The sequence below is a fragment of the Kitasatospora sp. NPDC058032 genome (assembly GCF_042885845.1).
Lineage (GTDB): Bacteria > Actinomycetota > Actinomycetes > Streptomycetales > Streptomycetaceae > Kitasatospora.
Map to the genome: position 1 here is coordinate 83,945 of NZ_JBHVRK010000023.1, position 23,059 is coordinate 107,003.

Here is a 23,059-nt window from a genome sequence, read left to right on the forward strand (position 1 = left end):
GGTCACCGCTTCCTCGGCTCCACGACCAGGCGGATGCCGTCGACCGGGCGGAGGGAGACCAGCGTGCCCGGCGTCGGCCGGTGGTCGGGGACCGGCCGCAGCCGGAAGCGCTGGGCGACCATGGCGAGCGTCAGGTGCGTCTGCACCAGCGCCATCCGGTTGCCGACGCACTTGCGCTGCCCGCCGCCGAACGGGAAGTAGGCGTACCGGGGCTGCCGGGCGCGGTTCTGTTCGGTGAAGCGCTCCGGGTCGAAGCGCTCCGGGTCGACCCAGAAGTCCGGGTGCCGGTGGGTGACGTACGGGACCATGAAGACGCTGCCGCCGGCCGGGACGTGCCAGCCGTTGACGTCGTCCTCCCCGACGGCGTCGCGCGGGTACACCCAGATCGGCGGGTGCAGCCGCAGCGTCTCGGCGGCGACCATCCGGGTGTACGGGAGGTTCTCGAGGTCCGCGATGCCGGGCACGCGCCCGCCGAGCACCCGCTCGACCTCCTCGTGCAGCCGCTCCTGCGCCTCCGGGTTCCCGGCCAGCTCGTACAGCGCCCAGGCCAGGCCGGTGCCGGTGGTCTCGTGGCCCGCCATGAAGACGGTCATGATCTCGTCCCGGAGCTGCTGCGCGGTCCACTCGCCGCCGCTCTCGTCGCGTGCCCGCAGCAGCAGGGTGACCAGGTCGGTCAGCCCCTCGTGCCGGCCCGCCCGGTGGGCCTCGACGATGCCGTCCACGACCTCGTGCAGCACCCGGCGGGCCCGGCGGATCCGCCGGTTGTACGGGGTCGGCACGAACTCGGGGGTCAGCTGGTCGAGGGTGCCGCGGAAGACCATGGCCTCGACGGCGGTGACCATCGCCGGCCCCACCCGGTCGCTGACCGGGTGGAGGTCGGTGTCGAACATGACCTTGCCGAGGGCGCCGAGGGTGAGGTCCATCATCTCCGGCACCACGTCGATGCCGGTGCCGTCCGGCGCGCTCCGCTCCCACCGGTCGAGGACGAGTGCGGTGGAGTCGGTCATGGTGCTCGCCATGCCGTCGACGGCGGCCTGGTGGAACAGCGGGTTGACCACTCGGCGGTGCTGCTTCCACTCCTCGCCGTCGAGGGTGAGCAGGCCCGTGCCCATGAAGATCCTGAAGGCGTCGTAGCCCTTGCCGCGGACGTAGTTCCGGCTGTTGTCCTGGAGGACGTACCGGATGTTGTCCGGGTGGTAGTTGAGGTGGACGGTGAAGTAGCCGAGCGGCAGCCTGACCATGTCGCCGTAGGTCCGGTTCAGCTCGGTGAACAGGGCGGGCGCGTTGCGCTGGAACCTCCGCAGGTTGCCGGGGACGGTCCACGGGCCGCGCGGCCCCGGGGCGGGGCGGGCGGGGCGTGGGGCCGCGGGCGGCGCGGGGCGGCGGGGCGGGCGGGGCACCCGCTCCGTGACCGTGGCCGCGTCCGGGTTCGTGGTGCGCCGGGGGTCGGTGGTCACCGGCGTCGGCCCACCGGCCGCGCCGGCCTCAGCTTTTCCCGTCGGAGCCACCACCTCGTCGCACTCGGTCGCGGGGGACGCCCCGGCCGCCTCCGCCGTGGTCAGGAACCTGCCGGTCCGGCGGTCCAGATAGCCCATCAGCGTCCAGTCCAGGTCCTTCATCTGGAGCAGCACCCGCCCGTCCGGCCGGACCGCGACGAAGCGGTTGCCCCGGCCCGCGTCCCGCCCGTCGGCCTGCGCGTCGGGCAGCACCGCGTACAGGTCGAGCCGTCCGTAGCGCCGCGCGACCTCGCCGTCGCCGCCGTGCTCGTAGACGTCGATCCGGCCGATGCCCAGCGGGGCGGCCAGCGGGACCAGGTCGCCGTCGACCAGGGCGAGCACCCCGGTGCGGGCGAGGCCGTCGAGGAGCAGCACCGGGATCCCGAAGCTCCCGAACACCCGGTGGTCGGCGGGAAGTTCGAGGTTGTAGGTGGCCCGCCTGCCGTCCGGGTGCAGCCGGGTGTCGGTGGTCGATACGAACAGGTCGGTCAGCCGCACCGGCGAGCCCTGGACGTGGTACGGATCGGGGACCGGCGTCTCCGCCGCCGGGTGCCACGCCCGCCAGTGCGGCGCCTGCGGCAGATCACCGGCCAGCAGTACCCGCACCTCGAAGTGCGGCCGGTCCTCGACCAGCACGGTGCCGTTGGGCGCCACCACGTCCTGGGTGATCCGCACCGCCACCACCGCCTGGCCGAGGTCGGCCCGGCGCTCCACGACCTCGGCGCGGATCTTCTTGCGCAGCCCGGCCCGGTCCGTCTCGCGGACCTTGAGGAAGTGCCGGAAGCGCAGGTCCTCGAAGGCGTACACCTTGAGCTCCGGCACCAGCCAGGAGGCCGCCTCGAAGGCGATCTCGGTGACGAAGGCGCCCGGCAGGGTCGGTGTGTCGCCGACCCGGTGGTGGCGCAGGTAGTCGTCCCGCTCCAGGTCGAAGACCCGCTCGAAGAGGACCGCGTCCGCCGTTCGCTCCAGGACCTCGCCGAGGTAGAACGGCGGCGCCGGCTCCGCCCCGTCGGCCGGCCGCTCGCCGGGCACGTCCAGCGGCGAAACCGCTTGCGGCGCCCCCGGGTCGAGGAGTCCGGGCAGCAGCCGCCGCACCGCCCCGCGCTCCGCCGCACCGAGGTGCACGGTGTACGGCGAGGCCTTGGCCAGGTTCAGCTCGCGGATGAAGTGGTGCACGCCCTCGGCGGTGCTCATCGCGGAGTACAGCCCGCTCTTCTCGAAGTAGGCCTTGGTCAACTCATCCGCTCCCAGGCCGGCTTCGCTCCACAGCGTCCAGCCCACGGTGAACTCGTGGCTGCCCAGCACCTGGTGGTGGTAGGTCGCGGCGGAGCCGAGGAAGTCGTTGCCCGAGGCGTAGTCGGCCTCGCCCACCTGACCGGTCAGGCCCAGCAGCGAACCGAAGTTGCACCAGGCGCGCGGCGGCCGGCCCCGCAGGGCGTGCTTGAGGTTGGCGTAGCCCAGCACCTTCAGGTCGCGCACCTGTCGGAACTCCGCCGGACTCTTGGTCGCGATCGGCGCCGAGCGGTTCAGCCCCGCCGCGTTGACCAGCAGGTCGATCCGCCCGGCCTCGGCGTGGATCCGGTCCATCGCGGCCGTCACCTGCGCGCGGTCGGTCACGTCGCAGGGCACGTAGTGCACCGCGTCCGCGCCGCTGTGCCCGGCGATCCGGCGCAGGTTGGCCCGGACCACCCGCGCCTGGCCGATCCGCTCGTACGCGCGGCTGAGCTGCGCGGGGTTGCGGCCGGTCCGCAGCGCGAGCTGCTTGCGGATGTAGTCGGCGCGGCCCTTGGCAAAGGCCTCGTCGTCGAGCTCCAGGTACTCGGCCGGGTGGGAGTCCACCGGGTTGCTGCCGAGCACGTACACCCGGGGGCGGAAGTGCCGGGCGAGCTCGGTGAGCACCTCCGCGGTGATGCCGCGCCCGCCGCCGACCGCGACCACGACGCCGTCCGGCCCGAGCGCCGCCTCCCCCGGCGGCACCAGCTCACCGGGTTCCTCGGCCAGGGTGACGGTCAGCCGCCGCCCGTCGGCGTAGAAGACCGACGGCGCCCCGCGCCGGTACGCGGACTCCCGGCCCGCCTGGGCGACCCCGGTGGCGGCCTCCCGCGCGCCGGTGACCAGCGCGTACGTCAGGCAGTGCGGCGCGTACTCCAGGTGGATCACCTTGAACAGGCCGGTGAACATGCCCGTGAACGGGTGCGGGGTCCGGTCGGTCATCGCCCCGAGGAAAAGCCCGACGCAGCTCGCGCCGCCGACCCCGCCGACCCCGCCGACCAGCGTCGCGTGCCGCTGCCGCACCGTCAGGAACACCAGCTCGTGCAGGGCGCCGAGCGCCGCCGCCTCCGCCGGGCCGACCGTCCGCGCACCGGACAGGTCGGTGATCACCCTGATGTGCCGGATCCGCCGCTGCGGATCCGCCTCGTCCAGCAGCCCCTGGAGCGCCTCGCCGTCCGGCACGTGGCGGACCCCGGGACCGCCGGGCACCGTGGACAGCACCAGGGTGCCCGGCGGGGCTCCGGCCGCCGCCACCGTCCGCGGCCGGTCGGTCAGCACCATGGTGGGCTCCGCGGGCCAGAACGCCACCTCGGCGCGGACCGGCTCGCCCGGCGTCGCGGTCAGCCCCGGCACGTACCGGGTGATCAGCAGCGGGTGCCGGTCGCCGTAGCGCCGCTCGCCGTAGAAGGTGGACGGCACCCGGGTACCGGCCTCGGCCGGACGGGCGGGCACCGGGTCGGCGGTCGCCCCGGGGGCGGAGACCCGGACGGTGAGATCGGGCGCGCCGCTCTCACCGCGGCAGACCACCAGCGCGTCCCGCTCGGCCGGCTCCCTCCCCAGCACCTGCAGGATGCCGATCGCCCCCTCGGCGCCCAGGTAGCAGGCATCACGGCCGGTGCGCACGGCGCCGCACTCGACGGTCGGCACGGACGGCGCCGAGGGCTCCTCCGCGGACGGCGTGTCCAGGTAGCCGAGCACCTCCAGCCCGGCCGCCGCCGCGGTCTCCTCGGTCACCAGGGCGAACAGGACGGCGCCCTCGGCCAGGACGCTGCGTCCGTCGAGGGCCTCGTCCAGCAGCCGGCGCACCTCGTCGGTGCTGTTGCCGTTGATGCCGCCGACCAGCGCCATCGTCAGCTCGCCCTGCCGCAGGTAGCGGATGGCCACGTCGATCGCGCTCAGGGTCGAGGTGAACCCCGTGTCGACCGTCATGTTGAGACCCTTGAGGTCGAAGTAGTTGGCGACCCGGGCCGGGATCACGTTCGGCATCATGCCGGGGAAGGAGTCCTCGCTGGACGGCGGGACCAGCCGCCGCACCTCGGCCCCGAGCCGCTCCAGCACCTGCGGCAGCCACGGCGCCGCGGCCGGCGCGGGGTCTGCCCCGAGCGCGACGGTGAGGTCGTCCAGGTAGCAGCGCATCGCGTAGAGCGTCGCGTTGCGGGTCGCCCCCAGGTGGCCGAGCACCACGCCCGTGGTCTCGCGGTTGTCCTCCCAGAACGAGCCCAGGCCGTCGCGCAGCCGGTGGGCGCACTCGAGGATCATCAGCTGGCAGCGGTCGATGCCCCGCATCGTGCCGGGGGGCATCCGGACCTGCCGGAACGACGGCAGCGGGTAGGCCTCGCCGAAGGACAGGTCCTCCGGCCCCGCCTCGCCCAGTCGGCCGGCCAGGTCGTCGGCGCTCCCGCTGCCCGGCACGTGCACCGTCCGCGCCACGATCGCGATCCGCTGCGGCGGCTGCCGGCGCGCCTGCCGCGGCTCCGGCCGCACGGTCCTCGCCGCTCCCGCGACCGGCGGCTCCTGGACCACCAGGTGCGCGTTGGTGCCGCCGAAGCCGAAGCCGGAGACGGCGGCGGTCCGGCGGCGCCCGCCGCGCGGCCACGGCACCGGTTCGGTCGGCACCACCAGGTTGGAGCCGCCGATCGCGAAGTCCGCCGGGGTCCCGGTGAACCGGTGCTGCGGCGGGATCACCTCGTGCCGGAAGCCCAGCACGACCTCGATCAACGAGGCCACGCCGGCTGCCCAACCGGTGTGCCCGATCACGGACTTGTTCGAGGTGACCACCACCGGGCCGCGCCCGGACTCGGGATCGCCCAGCGTCTCGCGCAGCGTGGTGAACTCCGCCAGGTCACCGGCCGGGGTACCGGTGGCGTGCGCGACGATCCAGTCCGGCCGCACCCCGTCCATGCCCGGGCGGTCGAGCGCGCGCCGGATCGCCAGCTGCTGGCCGGCCGCGCTCGGGGCGTAGACGGCCTTGCCCTTGCCGTCCGAGGACGAGCCGAAGCCGCGCAGGGTGGCCAGCACCCGGTCGCCGTCCCGGCGCGCCCGGCTCAGCCGCTTGAGCACGACGGTGGCGGCGCCGTCCGAGAACAGCACCCCGTCGCTGTCCTTGTCGAGCGAGCGGACCTCGCCGCTCACCGACAGGCCGTTGAGCTTGGCGAACAGGACCGAACCGCGCGGGCCCACGGCGAACGAACCGCCGCAGACCGCGATGTCGTGCCGCCCCTCCAGCAGCCCCTTGAGGCCGAGGTCCACCGCGTAGAGCGAGGACGAGCAGGCGGTGTCCACGAGCAGCAGCTCGGCGGACGGCGGCAGCACGCCGCGCATCGCGTTGAGCCCGACCCGGTGCGGGAAGAACCGCAGCGGGTCGGGCCCGCTGCGCGGGTAGTGCTCGGCCAGCCGGCGCTCGACGGTGGCGAGCGCGGCGGCGCGGTCCGCCTCCAACAGGCCCAGCCCGTCCAGGATCGGCGCCATCCGGCCGAGCACACCGGCCCGGACGGTCGCCTCCTCCAGGTGCTGGCTGCCGTCGGCGGTGTAGCCGACCAGGAACGAGCACCGGTCCTCGGGACGGCGTCCGACGCCTTCCATGGCCTGCAGCAGCGAGTGCCGCAGCCACAGCGTGGTCGACTCGACCGCGTCCGGGCCGGTCCCCGCCTCGGCCAGCTCGCGGGCCAGTCGGGGGTGCGGCACGAAGTCGGTGATGAAGGCGGAGCGCTTGGAGTAGGTCTTGTCCTCGTCGCGCCAGTCGGCCGAGTGGAACCTGTCGTTGTCCCACCGGTCGGCCGGGATCTCGACGAACCGCTCGGCGCCGTGCATCAGTTCGTGCCAGTACTCGTCGAGGTCGTTGGCGCCGGGCACCACGATGCCCATGCCGACGATGGCGATCTCGTCGTCGTCCTCCTCGGCCCGCCCCCGCCCCTGCCCCGGCTCCACGGCCCTCGCCCTCTCCCTCTCTGTCTCCCTCTCTGTCTCCCTCTCCGCTTCCTCCTCCGCCACCGGGACCGTCGGCGGGACCGGGTCCACCAGCGCGCGCGGCGGCGACAGCAGCGCCTGCCCCGTGGACAGCCCGCCGTCCGCCAGGATCACCTGGCCGGTGATCCAGCTCGACCGCGGCGAGGCCAGGAAGGCCACCACCTCGGCCAGCTCCTCCGGGTGGCCGAGCCGCCCCATCGGGGTGGCCTCGATGGTGGCGCGCTGCATCCGCTCGGCATCCGGGAACAGCCCCACGACCTCGCTGCGGAGCAGGCCGGCCGCCGCCGTGTTGACCCGGATCCCGTCGCGGGCGTAGTCGACGGCCAGATAGCGGGTCATCGCCTCCACCGCGGCCTTCGCCGGCCCGCAGGCCAGGTAGTTGGCCATCACGAACCGGCCGCCGCCCAGCGTGGAGACGTTGACGATGCTGCCCCCGCCCCGCCGCGCCATCAGCGCGGCGGCCCGCCGGGCGCACGCCAGCCCGCCCTTGAGGTTGGTGTTCAGCGCCCGGTCGAGCAGCTGCTCGGTGACCTCCTCGCCCGGCACCAGCGCGCCGTCGGCAGCGTTGTTGACGAGGACGTCGAGCCCGCCGAAGCGCTGCTCGATCTCGTCGAACATGCGGTCGACCTGGCCGCGGACAGCGACCGACGCACGGATGACGTGCGCCCGGCCGCCGGCCCGCTCGATCTCCGCGGCGCTCTCCCGGGCGGGCCCGGGAGAGCGCAGGTGGTTGATGACGACCAGCGCGCCGTCGGCGGCGAGCCGCTTGGCGATCGCCTTGCCGACGTTCCGCGCCCCTCCGGTGACCAGGGCGATCCTTCCCTCGAGTTCCCCGGACACCGGCATCACACCGATCCGCCCGAAGCGAGGATCAGGTCGGCGATCTTGCCGAGGGTGTTGTATGCGGCCGGCCGCACGTCGGAGGGCCGCGGCGGCAGCTCGTAGCGGCGGCCCACCCGCACCAGCAGCTCGGTCTGCTTCACCGAGTCCACGCCCAGCTCGGCCTCCAGGTCGGTGCCCTCCTCGAAGACTTCGGCCGGGTACTCCAGCGCCTCGGCGTAGATGTCGGCGAGCTGACGCACCAGCACCTCGCGGTCCACCCTCGCCACCGCGTCCTTCGCCTTCCCCTTCGCCCCTTCCCTCCCGTCCCCTCTCGCGCCCAGGTACGTCAGGTACGCCTCCCTGGCGAACGCCCGCACGTCCCCGCCGCGCCCGTCCCAGAACGCCTCGAAGTCCTCGGCCGGCACGTCGGACAGCAGCGCGGCCCGCAGCTGGTCGGCCGTCGAGACGCCGCCCGCGCCCGCCCGGACCGCACCCATCAGCGCGAGCCGGTCGAGCGCCCGACGCAGAAGCGCGGCGCCGCCCGCCTCGGGCAGCAGGGTCGGCACGGTGGTGACCGGGGTCGCGACGATGCGGCCGGTGATCCGGCTCAGCGCGTCCAGCGCCCCGCTCTCGACGAACACGGACACCCCGCCGGCCGCCAGCTCCCGCACCGTGTCGGCGAACCGCACCCGGGTGGTGAAGTGCCCGGCCAGCAGCTCGGTCAGCCGGTCGCCGTCCTCGTAGGCGCGGCCGAGGATCGGCGAGTGGACGGCGGTCCGCAGGGGTCGCTGACGGATGTCCGCGATGCGCTCGGCGAACTTCTCCGCCGCCGGCCCGAGCAGCGGGCTGTGGAAGGCGTAGGGCGACTTGAGCCGTGCGAAGTCGGTCTTCAGCACGGCGGCGAGCCGGCCGATGGCGTCCAGCGCCTCGGCCCGCCCGGACAGTACGGTCTGCCCGTCGTGGTTCTCGACCGCGATGCCGCTCAGCGGGTCGCCGACGAGGTCGACCAGCTTCTGCGCCCGGTCGGCGTCGGTGCCGACGGCGGCCATGTAGGCGTCGCCCGACCCGGCCTCGCCCGACCCGGCCTCGCGCAGCGCGATGCTCCGGTGGCAGACGATCTCGGCCCCCTCGGCGGGGCTGAACGCACCGGCGGCGACCAGTGCGGCGATCTCCCCGAGGCTGTGGCCGACCAGGACCTTCGGACACAGTCCGCGAGCACGCAGAACGCCGTAGGCGGCGGTGGAAGCCGCGTAGATGGCGAGCTGAAGAGCCTCCGGCGCATCCCGGAGCAACTGCTCGGTGTCCGGCGTCCGCACCGCGAGGAGCTGCTCCACCGCGTGGTCGCCGAGCAGCGGACGGGCGGCGTCACCGATCTCGGCGAGGACCGGTCCGACCTCGGGGAACTCGTCCCGCAGGTCCGCGAGGGCACGGCCATAGAAAGCGCCCTGCCCAGGAAAGAGAACGGCAATCGAGGTTTCAGGCATGATGCACAATTCCCCCAGACTCATTTGCGCGATCTGCTGCATTCGGCGCCTCGCGCCGCAATTCCTCATTTCAGACGCCGGCGCCCGAAAACGCACCAGGAAACCCGGCCCGGCCGGCACACCCTGACAGCGCAACCCGAGAAGCCGGGCAACCGGCACGCAGGACACGGCCGTTGGGATCCGTCGACACCACACGACACCAGGGCGGCCGTCGCCACCCCCTACCGCTGCACACCGGTCGAACACAGTGGAATGACCGACCCCGGCTCCACGGCCGCCGGCCACCGCCACATTCGCAATCATCGCCCTGCACAGCCGAACGCCGAAGCCCGGCGGCCGGACACTTTCACCCTAGGAATCCGCCCGACGGGAAGTCAAGAACTTTCTTGAGCCACTCTCCGGAAGCCATTCCCGACCTGCAAAGAAACCTCTCCACGGCTTCACCGAAAGGCTTGTTTCACCGGCCCCCATCAAGTCGTATCTCATGAAAAGCGTGATAGCAGAAACGCTTCCGCGCACTCTCCCCGCAGCCGCCCCGACCGCACCCGGTGCATCGAGGCAGAACCCCGCTCACCCGCACGGCCCGCGCCCGCCCGCACTCCCGCACGCCTGCCGGGGCGGATGCCGAAGGGCCGGCCCGGAAGCCCCATGCTCCCGGAACCGGCCCTTCCCGCTCTCACGGTTGGTAGCGCCCGGCCCCGGCCAGGAGGCCATCGGCCGCCCCCACGGTCCTGGCCATCTCCTTGCGCAGGCACATGAGATGGACGCAGAAGGCCTCCTTGGCGGTGGGCGGCGGCACTTCGCCCCACAGACAGGTCATCAGGTCCGAAGCCGGCGCTGTTCCCCGCCCGCAGCATGAGCTTGGCCAGGATCACCCTGCGCTTGCCGGCCGTCGACCACAGGACCCTCCCCATGCCGGACACGAACCGTGACCGGCCAATCCCGGCCATGGGACCTCAGGCACGGCAAGCCCTCTCCCGCTACCCGACAGAACGCGAAAACCCCAGGTCAGAGGAATGACCTGGGGTTTACCTTGGAGCCGCCTGCGGGATTCGAACCCGCGACCTACGCATTACGAGATCATCGGCGGTCGTGATGCGCGGTGCCGAGCCATGCCGTCTCGTGATGCTTCAGCTGATCAGAGCGCGTACGGCAGGTTGGCCCGTGCCACCCGGTGCCGCGCCGTCCATAGGCGTCCGTCCACCGACCGTCCACCAGGGACAGCCGTGAGCGACTCGACGGCGGTTTGGACCGCCTTGTCGCTTCTCTACAAGGCCCACGCTGTGACACCCACTGGCGCCCACAGCCGGAGCTGCCCTGCCGCACAGCGCTCACCAGCACGGCGCTGCGTCGAAGCGGCCCAGCTAGGCTCAGTCGGACTCGGCGTTACCGTCCTGCAGAGCAAAGGCCAGCGCTGCCAGAGTGGCGCCCTCCGACGTCTGCCAGCGGGCCGTCCCCTGGTTGGAGACCGGCCGCTCTTCCCACCTCGCCTGACCCCACATCAGCGTGACCAGCCCGGAAGGCGAGTACCGCCGACCGTCTGCCTCCCAGAGCAGCGGCTTCGTCCGGTCGTTGACCCAAGTGACCCGGGAACGCCGATCGTCCTCCGCCAACCAGTCGGCCAGGGCCTCCTGCTCGATGGAGTTCATCGACACGAAGCGCAGCGGTGTCCCCTCCTTGATCGCCTGGTGGTCGACCAGCGTGGGCACGGCATTGGGCCGTCGCCGCTTACGCGCCTGAGTCTGCTTGCCGTATCGGTCGACCAGTCCGGCCGTATCCCCGCCCGTAGCCCCGAGTCCTGCAACCTTCGCGGCGAGCTCGCGGCACTTGTCGGGATCGCTGAGGAGTCCCTGCACCCGGGACGTGTAACCCTTTTCGAGGACGTCGACCAGTGCGGCGAGCTGCGCTCCGACTGCCGCCGGCACCTGGGGCAGAAAGTCGCTCTCCCAATCGAGGTCCGGGTCGTCAATCCGATCCGTCCCCAACTGGCGGAACACCAAGTGGCACATCAGGTACGTGCCGTGCTCGAGGACGGCGGCCGGGAGCTTCTCGTACGTGGGCCGCAGCCGGTGCAGCTCATTACGGATCAGCCGCATCGTCACGACAGAGCGCCATACTTGGAAGGCGCTCGGCTGCGGGCGGAAGAGGATGTCGTAGGTCTCCTTGCTGCCCCGCTCCCACAGCGTGTTCGGTGAACTGGCCGCCCTGCCCGCGTACTCGGCGTTCGGGTGGGCGCAGGCGAGAGCGGTGGCTGCCTCATCCAACGAGCATCCCGTCTCGGGTGAAGGACTCAGTTCGCCGCGCTTCACCGAGTACGACTTGCCCAGTTCGGCCCGGAGATCGGCGCGAATCTCCGCCTGAACCGGGTCCAGGGCCGCGAAGTCACGTGGCCCCACCTGGTTCTGCCGGTTGGTGGCCCGGGTGGTGCGCGAGGAGAAATCAGTCGCACCACCGGTCGCGATCACGCGGACACCTACGCGCGCTGTCGCCGGATCATCGGAGGACTCGAGCGCTCGTTGGACCGCCCTGACCGTCTGAGCACCGTTGACGACGCTCGCCCCGCTGAGCCGAAGAACCACCGGTCCGCCGTGGGGATTTCGCATCGAGTCGTACAGCGGATCCACCGTGTCACAGAGCACGGTGATTCCGTTGTTGAAGTACCAGAACAGCGAGGGTTCGTCCGTCAGTGTGGCGACCAACTCCTCATTCGCGAGCGTGCCATCCAACGGGTTCCGGATATTGAGTTCGAAGAGTCGGGTGCCGTGGGTGTCCAGCCAACCGGCAACCTGCTCTGCTTTGACCACTCCCTGGAACGCCTGGTGAGGTACGTCGAGGGAGAACCACGGGTCCATCTTCACCGACATGGCCACGGGCGCCGGTGCGGCGTCCGCACGCGCCCAGTTCCACACATCCGAAGCATGCAGGAAGCGATGGTCGACCCTGTCGCCATGGGTGTTGAACTCGCGCTCTCCGTTGACCAGTTCGTTGAGAACTTCTCTGGACGGCGGCTCGGCGCCCATCAGAACGGTGACCAGCGTGACCCCGACCGCCTGCTCGCTCATCGCCTCCTTGGCCTGCTCGGCCAACAGCTGACCGCGCGGGTTGAACTGGCTGCTCTCTTCCCCATCGATCAGCCTCAGCCCGGCGAACATCTTGAGGATGGCATCGGTTCGAGCTGTCGCCCGCCCCTGGTCGCTCCACTTCGCCTGCACCAGGTAGACATGCGGAGGGCTACTCGTGACGGCGATGGCGTCGATGCCCTGGTCATCCCGCCCGTCGATGACCGCTTCCGCTGCGTCCGTGTTCTGCCAGCCGGTGACCATGCGCACGGCCAGGGCGGCCAGCGCTCGGGACCGGAATGCCTTCTTGCGCTGCTCCTCGGAATTGCTTTCGAAGTCGGACATGTCGATACGACCGTCGAACGCCGCATCCAGCATGCGACCGACCTGTCGAACTGCCGTGAGGTCGCCGTTGTTCGTCCTCGCCATGCCCACCCCAATGCGCCTATCCCAGTCCGTTCCGCTCGACGGTAGCGCAGACGCCGGCATCATCGTGATCGAACTGAAGAATCCGGCACCGCCACCGAGCATCCCCTGCTAAACTACGCCCCCCATCCACATGCGCCGCCCCAGTTCATCGAGCTCCCCGCGACGGGACTCACATTCAGGCAGAGCCGACCTCAGCAGCCGCCAGTAGTCGGCACCATGTCCAGGGACCCGCACATGTGCAAGCTCGTGGGCGATGACATAGTCCACCAGGTGCATCGGCAGCTGGAAGAGCGGCCAGCCGAGGCTCATGCGGCCCGGCCCGTGCCCCTTCGGGTCGGGCCGGTACACGCCCCAACGCGTGTCAAGATCACGTACATCCACCACCGGCCGGGTCACGGACATCCGAGCCGCCCATGGCTGCAGTCTCCCCGCCGCCCAGGCGTGGCCGGCCCGGCAGTACCAGTCGACCAGCACCGCCCGCCCACGGATCGGATCCTCGGCCTGTTCCCTGCCCATGGTCAACCGCCCAGCGATCAGGCGCACTCTGCCATCGGCAGGTGGGTCCGCCACAATCGCCAGCCGGTACATCCGTCCCAGGTAGCGGAAGACCTCGCCCTCGATCAGCCGCTTCGCAGGATTCAGCGGTCGGGTCCGCTCCCGTACGCCGACCTTGGCCATCAGCCAGGCTCGGTGCTCGCGGACGAACCGCTCTGCGTCCCCTGCCTGACGGCCCTCGGGCGCGTGCAGCGTCAGCCCGGCGTCCGCCTCCACTGTCAGCGCGAACCGCTTGCGGCGGGCGCTGACCCGCACCCGCAGCACCAGGCCGTCCACGGTGAGCCTGTCCCCTTCGGCAAGGGCCAGGGGGACGCGGTTATCGGCGAGGGCGGTCACCCCGCCTATTCTCCCCGCAACCTGCCCAGGAACTGCCGCCGGTTGCCCGCCGCATACGCCGTGAGTCTCTGGGCGATGTCCCGCAGGGGTGCCCAGTCCGCGCCGACGACCCGCAGTCCGCCCTTGATCAACTGGTTCTGGATGCTGTTCGCCAGCACGTCGAGGTCCTGGTGCTGCCCCTGGAACGACGCCTTGACCATGATCTGCGCGGCTGTATCGCACACCATGTCGACGAGTAGCCGGGTGGCCCCATCCCTCCGCACGACTCCCGGGTTCTCCGCGAGCAGCCGCTCCAATAGCCGGTACACCCGTTGTTCCAACGGGGTGAGCCCCGCGAGCTCCGGGTCCTCCTCGTTCTCTCGCCTAGCCTGCTCGATCAGCGGGCCGAGTGCCTCGATCTGCTCCTCGAAGCGTCCGGTGAGCTCCCTGAGGATCTCCTCCAGGCGCTCGGAGAGCTTGGCATACTTCGCCGGGTCCTCCCGCTTGACCCGCTCCTCCAGGTGGAACCGGAGCGCGTGCCCCATTTCGGCCGCGGCCTCGCGCGGCGGCATGGCGCGAACCCGGTCGTCGAAGACCGTCGAGGCGAGCGAAACCGGTGCGATGACCTGCTCGATCTCCGGCCCTTCCAGGTGGTCGGCGATCATCGCCCGGACCTTGCGACCGTAGCGCCGCAGGGTGAACGAACCGCCCGACTCATCCCGGTAGAGCCTGCGGATGCGCTTCTGGAGCATCCCCCAGCGCCGGGCGTCGGCGATGTAGTCCAGGCCGCGCTCGTGCGGCAGAACGCGTTCCAGCACGGCGAGGAACTGGTGCAGCACCTCGTCGTAGCCGAACCGCGCAGTCTCGTCCTCGAAAGCCAGCGCCGCGGAGCCCAGCCGCCCGAGGTCGGCGAGGTCCGCCTCTGTTACCCCGTGCGCACGCAGGTAGGTGCGCACCGCCTCTGCCGCCGGCCCGAGGCCGCCAATCTCCTCCGACAGGCTGCGCATCGTGTCGTCGATGTCAGCCTGCTGGTAGGCGGCCAGCGCGCCGGTCAGGTGCTCGAAGACGCCGTGGTAGTCGACGACGTAGCCCACGTCCTTGCCCGGCATCGGCCGGTTGACCCGGGCGACGGCCTGAAGGAGCTCGGCATCGCGGATTGGCCGGTCCAAGTACAGCACCTGCTCGCGGGGCGCGTCGAAGCCCGTGAGCAGCATGGACTTCACGATGAGGAAGGCGATCGGGCTCTCGGGATGGACAGGGTCGGGCCCAATCGCCTCCTTGGTCTGCGGCTGCTCGAAGGCAACCTTGGACCAGGGGTTGTCCCCAGTGGCACTCGTCGCCAGCGCGTCCGGCGGCGCTACGTGGAAGGGCGTGCTGGCGACCCACTCCGGCTCGGGCGGCAGGTGAGGGAAGGCCTGGTGGAAACGCTCGATGTATGCCTTCTGCCGGTCCCTGTCCGTCCAGTGCAACCACTCACGGCGCTTGCGCTCCGCGCCCGGCGAGATGATCGGCACGAAGTCGATGCGGCGCAGCAGGGAGCGGTACTGGTAGGCCTGGTGGAGATAGCGCAGTCGGCGAGGCAGCTTCTCCGGGGGAAGGCCAGCCGCCGACTCCGGGTCGAATGCGGCGAGTTCGGTTAGGAGCGTGTCGCGTGCCAGTCGCAGCGCGTGGTGATACTCGACGGCCGCCTTCCGGCTGACCGCCGCGACCTGGGCCTTGAAGCCACCGCCGGGCAGCACCCAGGTCACCCAGTGCTCCAGCATGTCCTCGGCCTTCGCGCGGATCATGGGCTGGGTTTCGGCGACGTCGCGTGCGTTGGGCGAGCGCCGCAACGTGTTGCGCTCGTCGTCCGTGAGGTCACGGACCAGGTCCGCGAAGTTCCGGTCGAGCCCGTCCTTGTCGAAGACCTTGCCCTCGCCCGTGCGGCCCTCATACCGAATGCGTACGACGACCCCGTCGTGCTCGGCCTCCGCCATCCGGTAGGTGTCGAGGAACCCGCCGAAGATCCGGCGGGTGTCTTCCAGCCGGCCCGTCATAATCGGCGTACCCGTGAAGCCGATCTTCGCTGCCCTGGGAATGGCCTTGCGCAGGGCGGCGTGCAGCGTGTTGGTGTGCGAGCGGTGGGCCTCGTCGACCAGAACCAGGATGTCGGACGAGGTGTTGCACTCGGGGAAGTTCACCGCGGGCGGCTGGTCGCCGGCCTGCTGGCCCGCCCCGGCCCGCTCGGCGTCTTGGTACTCCTCGGCCGGGTCCCGGTCGTCCTCGTCGCCCGTCGCCTCGGCGGCAAAGGTGAACGCGGTCCCGTACTTCTGGATCATCGCGAAGACGACCCGCCGCCCGCCGTCCCGTAGCAGCCCCTCCACCTCCGGGCGGGTCGCGGCGGTCTCGACGTCGGACTCACTCAGCTTCAGTGTCTTGGAGAGCTGGTCCTGCAACTGGGTGCGGTCGGTGACGACCACGACCATGAACTCGCTGAGCCGGTGGTGCAGATGGATCCGGCGCACGAGAAACGTCATGGTCAGGCTCTTGCCGGAGCCCTGGGTGTGCCAGATGATCCCGCCGCGCTCGTCGTCGGCCACGGAGCCGCCGCGCGTCCTGCCGGTGAGCAGCCTGTGCACGGACTTCTCCGTCGCCCGGTACTGCTGGTGCCGGGCGACGGCCTTGACCGTCCGGGTCCCCCCGGATTCGGTCTCGACCGGGAGCGGGATGACGTAGTGGCGTACGACGTTGAGTAGAGCAGCGGGGCGCAGGACGACCCCGACGAGCTTGTGCCGCTCGTTCAGCTTGCCGGTGTGGTCAGGCAGCTCCGCCCTCAGCGTCGCCTCGTTCTGCGGCTCGATGCTCCGCCAGGGGTGGAAGTGGTCGGGCGTGGACGTGACGGTGCCCAGATAGGCACTCCCCTCGGTCGCGGCCACCAGCAGCTGCACGGTCCGGAAGAGCCCCGGGACTCCGGCAGGCACGAACAGCGCGGGGTCGTCGCGTTCGTCGTCGGCGATGGGGTCGCCGGCGTAGTGCCGCAGGTCTAGCACGGCACTGCGGATCGGGTCGGCAAGATCGGGACTCTTGCACTCCACGGCGACGAGCGGGATCCCGTTCACGAACAGAACGATGTCGAGGACCGACAGCTCCCCGGACCGGTTCTGGACGCGGAGCTGGTCGACGACGGTGAAGTCGTTGAGCGCGGCCCGCTCCTCATGCCATTCGATGTATTGCACGGTGGCGGAGGCTCCGCCGTGCGCGGCGGACGGGCCGGAGAGGACGAGTCCGCTGAGCAGCAGGTCGGTGGAGTCGAAGTTTGCCCGCGCGACGCCCTTCCCGAGAGAGACGGACGCCAGCTCCGCGATGGACCGCTTGACGTCGGTCCTGTCCATCCATGGCTCGTGGTCCGATGCCCGGACGTTGATCCGGCGCAGGGCCGTTTCCAGCGCGTCCACGAGCAGCGGCGTCTCGACGTCGAGCGTGCCGACCTCCGTACCGGGGACGTGCCGCCACCCCATCGCCTGGAGCTGCGCGACGATGGGCCGCTCCACCTCGTCCCGTTCAGTCTGCACTGCCATGCCCGCGCCTTCCCCCGCCGATCACCGCCCAGGTGATCCATTCTGCGCCATGGGTGGGGTGCGGCGGGAGTGCTCGAACGAGCGGGAGTATGGCAGGTTCGGCGGTTCAAACCTCCGGCGGAGGCGGGTCAAGCTCTGACACAAAGACCCAGTAGATCGTCAACGACCCCTTGCTTGATCTTGCCCAACTTCACCAGCTCCGCTTCGTCAAGCTTCTGCTGATCCGACACCGCCGCGACTCGCTCCAGAAACTCCAACTGCCCAGGAACATCCAGCCTTGGGAAAGGGCAATTGCGCACATCAGAGCCATTAATGCTTGCCTGCGAAATGGCACTCTTCGCATGCACTCGAAAATGCTCCTTTGCTGGCGGCCCACCCAGCCAAGTTTCAACAAAAGCAGGGACAGCTAGATCGGCCCACACTTTGCAGCGCATCATGTTCGACTCAAATACAGTCGGCTCCACCAGCTTGCCAACGGCGGTCGACTTCCCGACCAGCTCCGGAGTATTGACCCGATTGATGATGATATCGCCAACGGCTAGCCCATAGTGGTCGATTTCTCCCTTGCCGAGCGAAACTCGGAGCAAGCCCCGCGTGAGATCCGATGGCCCACCTTTGAAGCTATCAATGCGAACAATTGGCGTCCCTTCAGGGCCGTACGACGAGGCAGGCTTATAGATCCCATTCTGAGGCCCATGGTTGAGAACATCTCCGAAGATACCCCGATCCATATCCGCGAGTTCTGACATCACGCCAGCCTTGAGCATGCCCAGCTTCACGATCGACGCCTCGACGGCACATTCCTGTGCCGACAGAGCGCGCACCATCTCAATGATCCGCCGCTGCTTGGGAAGCGGGAGGAGAGGAAAACTCAATGAAGCGAACCGCTCCCCGCCGAGGTGAGCAATGCTCGTTGTCTGCTTGGCAATGGCAGCGAAAACTCCATTTGCCAGCCAGCGCTCAAAGATTACTTGGGCGTAGGCCGATAGAACCAGATCTCCTGGACGGAAGCGGATCAACGTGTTCTGGAAACAGAATTCACCTTCGGTGCCGCCGTAAATCGCACTGCGCCCAACAAGCTCCAGACTCTGCCCTTCGTTCAACAGGATGTCGCCGGGCTTGAGGCCATAAGTCTCACGCTCAGCGGCGCTGAAACCCATTTTCTTCACGTCTGTGTAGTCAATGCGCCCTTGAAGCACGTTCGCGACGCGCAGGTACGGGAACTGCCCAGCCGCATCCCTGCTCGCAGGCGAAAGCTGCTTACCCATCCGGACGTCGCCGACCTCGCGCACCGGAACCCACTGAACCTCGGCGTCAGTTCGCATAGCCAAGCCCCGTCAAGAACCCGTCCAGCTTCGCCGCTGCCTTCTCCCGCTCGGCCCGAATCTTCCGCAGCGACACCGCGTACTTGTCTTCCCACACCCCGTAGGTATCCGCCAACTCCCGTCGCCGGCGCACCACATGCCCGTCCAGCTTCCCTGCCAGGTCGTCCCGCAGCAGCTCCAGCACCACCCGCTGCTCCCCTGCCGCGTCCAGCGCCTCCCGTGCCCGGAACAGCCTCGGCGGCTCCTCGCCCAGCGTGGGCGGGTCACTCGGCCACGGGAACCAGAACTCTGTCTCCAGGCGCTTGATCACAGCGCCCGCCTTCGTACGTTCCTTCTTCACCCACGCCAGAACCGCCAACTGCTCGGCGCTCAGCACAACTTCCTCCCGCGCGGGGGCGTCGCCGTCCTCCTCGCCGCCCTCGCCGTCCTCCGGCGACTCGGGCTCCACGTTCAACTCCTTCCACCGCGCGTCCAGCTCCGCCTTCCGTGCATCCGCCGCCGCCAACTCCTCGAGGAAATCCGGAAGGATCGCCGTGACCACCTTGTGGTCGTACGCCTGGCGCCGCTCAGCGGCCGTGCGCTTGCGCAGCTTGCGGGTCTTCGGGTCCTGCTCAGGGGCGAGCAGCATCTCGACGTTCTCGATCCAGCCGTCCAGGACGCCCGCGAACCCGTTCTCGGAGAGCGCGAGGAGGTCGTACTTGGCCTCGTACCACCAGCCGGCGACGGCGCCGGCGAGCGCGTGCCGGTCCAACAGCCCGACCCTACCCAGGCGTTCCACGAACGACTCGATCAGCTCACCGCGCACGGCCATCAGCGCGGCCTTGCGCTCCGAGGGGGTCAGGTCCTCAAGCCGCTCGGGAGTCGCGGCCACCACCTCCAGGCGCCGAACCTCCACCTCCCACCACTCCTCGAACACGCCCCGCAGCGCGTCCTCGCGTGGGCGGGCCAGCTCCGCCAGCCGGGCTGCGTCTGGGCGCTGCCCCTCGGGCAGGAAGTCCACGTACTCGGGGTCCACCGGATCACGCTCGGCGAAGAGGTCGGCGAGGCCCGCCGCATACGCGTCGAGCAGTTCCTTCTTCGCCTCGATCTCCGCACGCGGCACCCCGCCCACCAGGTGCGCCCGCACGTCCTGCGGCTCCGGCGGCGGCGTGTTGTCCACGTAGCGACGGATGTTGAGGTTGTCGCCGTTGTCGCGCAGCTCCTCACGGCTCACCAGCCGCGAGAATCCCGGCACCTCTGCGCACGCATGGAAGGTGGAGGTGATCTTCTCGGCATGCTCGGGCAGCAGGACGTTCTGCGCCGACTCCTTGCGGTACTCCCGGTCCGCGTTGATGAACAACACCTTGTTCGCCAGCTCGGGGTCCTTCTTGTGCGGCGGGCGCAGGACCAGGATGCAGGCGGGGATGCCGGTGCCGTAGAAGAGGTTCGGGGCGAGGCCGATGACCGCCTCGATCACGTCCTCGTCGAGGAGCTTCGTGCGGACCTCCTGCTCTCCGCCCCCGCGGAACAGGACACCATGCGGCATGACCGTAATGACCATGCCGCCGCGCCCCTCCCGCTTGGTCATCCAGAGCATGTGCTGGAGGAACATCAGGTCGGCCTTGCCGCGCTCGCTGGTAGTCCCGAAGGCCGCGCGCTGCGCGGCGAACTTGAGGCCGCCGAGCGTGTAGTCCATGGAGAACGGCGGGTTACTGAGGACCCCGTCGTAGCGGTACGCGTCGGACTCCGGTACCTGCGCCGGCTCGGCGAGGGTGTCACCGGTGTACAGGTCGAAGCGGCGCACGCCGTGCAGCACCATGTTCATCGTCGACATGATCCAGGCGCCGCTGTTGGCGTCCTGGCCAGCGAAGTACATGTCCGTAGTGTCGCCGCCGTGTTCCTCCACATACTCCTTGGCGTGGATGAGCATGCCGCCGGAGCCGACGCACGGGTCGTAGATGCGCGTCCCCTGCCGGGGACGGAGCAGTTCGACCATCATGCGGACGACGGCACGCGGGGTGTAGAACTCGCCACCCTTGCGCCCGGCTGAGTCCGCAAACTCCTTGATCAGATACTCGTACGCGGCGCCGATCAGGTCGGGAAACTCGAAGTCGTCCGTCCGCAGTCGGATGCGCCCGAAGTGGGCGATCAGCAGCTTCAGCCGCTGGTCGGCGAGCTTGGCCGCGCCCGCCGCCGCACCGGAACCTCCGATCCGGTTGAAGTCGAGGTGGTCGAACAGGCCCTTGAGCTTGTCGTTCTGCGCCTCCAGCGCTTGAAGGGCCGGGCGCAGTCGTTCCTCGGTGATGTTGTGGGTAGCCGAGGAGATCCGCTCCCAGCGGGCGTCTTGCGGCACGAACAGCACGTCGCGGTCGCTGTACGCGGCAGGCTCGTCCATGTAGCTGTCCAGCGCCTCGCCGGTGAGGTTGAGCTCCTCAGCGACATGCTCCCTGATCCGGTCGCGGGCGGCCTCGAACTCGTCGTTGGCCCGCTTCAGGAAGAGCAGACCGAAGATGTAGTCCTTGTACTCGGAGGCGTCCATCGTGCCGCGGAGGATGTCCGCGGCGGCGAACAGATGCCGCTCCAACTGCGCGAGCGTGAGCTTGGCCAACGTACGACTCCCTACGACCGGTCTGACGTAGGAACCCTACGGTGGTGGGGCGACCGAGCGGAAACCGTTCATCCGAACCGGTGGGCTTGCGCTCAGTACGACGCGATGCCGAGCCCCTTCTCGACGAAGTCGTGCACGTCGGTGTACGGGTCGCGCTGGGTCAACGGCACGTGCTTGCCGTGCTCCCCGTTCATCTTCTCGGCCCGAGCCTTCGCCTTGATGAATCCGCCCTCGATCTGCGTCGGAAGCACCACCTTGATGTTCCCGGGCTCCTTGACGAACGGCAGCCTGGCTTCCGCCTCCCCACACACGCCTCCGAAGGTGCCGGTCACAGGCTTGTGGTGGAGCAGTCGCCACACCTCGAAGCACGGGTGCGAAAAAGCGACCTGGACATCACCTTCGCGGGCCTGCTTGAGCGCCGCGTCGACCGACTCGTGCGCGTCCCGGTCGAACAGGCACCAGACCTGCGGCCACAGCTCCTCTTTCACGCCGCTACGCTTCGCGGCGCGGGCTTCCTCCCGCATGAGCCGCACCGCCGCCTCAACCAGCTTGATCGGCTTGCGCTGGGAGCCTGGGGCATTCGCGTTGGCGACCCGGACTTCGACCCCCTGGTCGTGGAGGCGGACCAGATCGGAGACCACCTCGATGTAGGTGGGTTCGGTGACCCGCCCCTCCGTGAAGACATGGACCACGCGGCGGCGCTGGCCACGCTGCTGCTTCGTCGGCCCTAGCGATTCGTTCCCACGTGTGCGCGCCATCAGTTCCGCCCCGCCCCTTCCTCACGCTCCCACTCGCTTACGGCCAACAGCCGCCGGGCGATCTGCCCCTCCAGGAGTGAGGGGACCCCGCCGAAGGCGCCGACCAGATAAGACTTCATAAGGTCCTCATCAGCGCCGGGCGCCGCGGCGGTCAGCGGGTACAGCTCGGTGGCCCCGTCCTGGTCCTTCTCGGTCAGCCACACCTGGACCGGCTCCAGCAGGCGCCCACCGCTCGGAGTGGTGAGGACGGACGGGTCGTGCGAGGTGAAGACGAGCTGCGCCCCCCTGGGGTTAGCCTGGGGGTCGTGGAAGAGCCGGACGACCTCGGCGGCGAAGCGCGGGTGCAGGCTGGCGTCCAGCTCGTCGACGAGCAACACCGCGCCCTCATCGAGCGCCAACAAGAGGGGGCCGAGTAGTGCGAACCAGGAACGGGTGCCGAGCGACTCGTCACGCCAGTCGAAGGCCACATCACCCCCGGTCGACCGATGGGTGAGCCTCACCCTGGCTCCCCCCTTTTCGTCCTGGACGACGTTCGCTCCGGTGATCCCCAGGTCGGCGACCCGTAGCAGTTCATTGATCCGGTGCGCCCGGCTGCCGGAGAGGGCACGTGTCGTGAACTGTTCCCGTTGCTCCCGTTCGTTCTCCGGATTGATGATCCAGAGATTCCGGCGGAACCAGTGGAAGAGCACGGAGAGCTGGGGGTGGTTGTCCGTGCCCGCCGTAGATAGGAGAAGGGCATTGGGTCGGGTACGTCGCGCAAGCTGAGCTCGGTCCTTGACCCGGCTCCCCGGCCATTCGTACACCTCAGGCCGCGAGGCGTCACGGTCGAGCCACACCTGGCGATGGCCACGGGGGTAGCTGTGGATCCACTCGGCTTCGACGCGCTTCGGCCCCAGCTCGAACCCGTACGTCCAGCGCACCTCGTCGATCACGACATCGACTTCGAAGAAGCTGGGTTCGTTCTCGTCCGTGGCCTTCAATGCGAAGGGTCTGCGCGGGATCCCTTCGTACGAAGCCCAACGAGCGTATGAGTTGAGGACGGCCGACCTCATGTCGGTCAGGGCAGCCAGCACGTTCGATTTGCCCGAAGCGTTGGCGCCGAAGATTCCGATCAGAGGGATCACGGATACCGAACGGTCACCGCCGGTTCGAAGCTCACGCGACGCAATCTCCAACTCACCCTCGGGAAGGACGAAGGACAGCTCCTGTTCGTCCCGCAGTGATCGCACATTCGCGACACGGAAACGGAGCAGCATCCCGTCCCCCTCTCTCGTCGATGCGATCAGAGTAGCGGCGAAGGCCTCGCCGAACTGCTTGAACGATGATCTTTGGCTCAGCCCCCCAGAAGCGATTACCGCGCCGACTGAGCGTTCCGCTTTCAGCCACCTTCTATCGGAACGCCACAACCAGAGCAACCTGCAGGCACGCCTCCAA

The 23,059-nt window shown here is 69.7% G+C and carries 9 protein-coding genes; all 9 read right to left on the reverse strand.

Going from position 1 to position 23,059, the window contains the following annotated elements:
* Positions 1 to 2: 2 nt before the first annotated feature.
* Positions 3 to 7,574, reverse strand: coding sequence for a cytochrome P450 (locus ACFVUH_RS29490; RefSeq protein ID WP_387916353.1), 7,572 nt, complete (start codon positions 7,572 to 7,574; stop codon positions 3 to 5).
* A 5-nt stretch (positions 7,575 to 7,579) separates the two neighbouring features.
* Positions 7,580 to 9,040: an acyltransferase domain-containing protein gene (locus ACFVUH_RS29495; protein ID WP_387916355.1), complete on the reverse strand. Its 1,461-nt coding sequence runs from the start codon at positions 9,038 to 9,040 to the stop codon at positions 7,580 to 7,582.
* Between the two features lie 1,370 nt (positions 9,041 to 10,410).
* Positions 10,411 to 12,528: an AIPR family protein gene (locus tag ACFVUH_RS29500; protein ID WP_387916357.1), complete on the reverse strand. Its 2,118-nt coding sequence runs from the start codon at positions 12,526 to 12,528 to the stop codon at positions 10,411 to 10,413.
* A gap of 108 nt (positions 12,529 to 12,636) precedes the next feature.
* Positions 12,637 to 13,419, reverse strand: a complete 783-nt coding sequence (locus ACFVUH_RS29505) for a M48 family metallopeptidase (protein ID WP_387916358.1) — start codon at positions 13,417 to 13,419, stop codon at positions 12,637 to 12,639.
* A gap of 5 nt (positions 13,420 to 13,424) precedes the next feature.
* Positions 13,425 to 16,955: a type I restriction endonuclease subunit R gene (locus ACFVUH_RS29510; protein ID WP_387916359.1), complete on the reverse strand. Its 3,531-nt coding sequence runs from the start codon at positions 16,953 to 16,955 to the stop codon at positions 13,425 to 13,427.
* A 128-nt stretch (positions 16,956 to 17,083) separates the two neighbouring features.
* Positions 17,084 to 18,280 (reverse strand): restriction endonuclease subunit S, encoded by a 1,197-nt coding sequence (locus ACFVUH_RS29515; protein WP_387916361.1) that lies wholly within the window; start codon positions 18,278 to 18,280, stop codon positions 17,084 to 17,086.
* A complete protein-coding gene (locus ACFVUH_RS29520; protein WP_387916363.1) occupies positions 18,270 to 20,867 on the reverse strand; it encodes an N-6 DNA methylase in 2,598 nt (865 codons plus the stop codon). The genes ACFVUH_RS29515 and ACFVUH_RS29520 overlap by 11 nt, the downstream gene beginning before the upstream one ends.
* Before the next feature lie 92 nt (positions 20,868 to 20,959).
* A complete protein-coding gene (locus tag ACFVUH_RS29525) occupies positions 20,960 to 21,625 on the reverse strand; it encodes an RloB family protein (RefSeq protein WP_387916365.1) in 666 nt (221 codons plus the stop codon).
* A complete protein-coding gene (locus ACFVUH_RS29530; protein WP_387916366.1) occupies positions 21,625 to 22,881 on the reverse strand; it encodes an ATP/GTP-binding protein in 1,257 nt (418 codons plus the stop codon). The genes ACFVUH_RS29525 and ACFVUH_RS29530 overlap by 1 nt, the downstream gene beginning before the upstream one ends.
* Positions 22,882 to 23,059 lie beyond the last annotated feature (178 nt).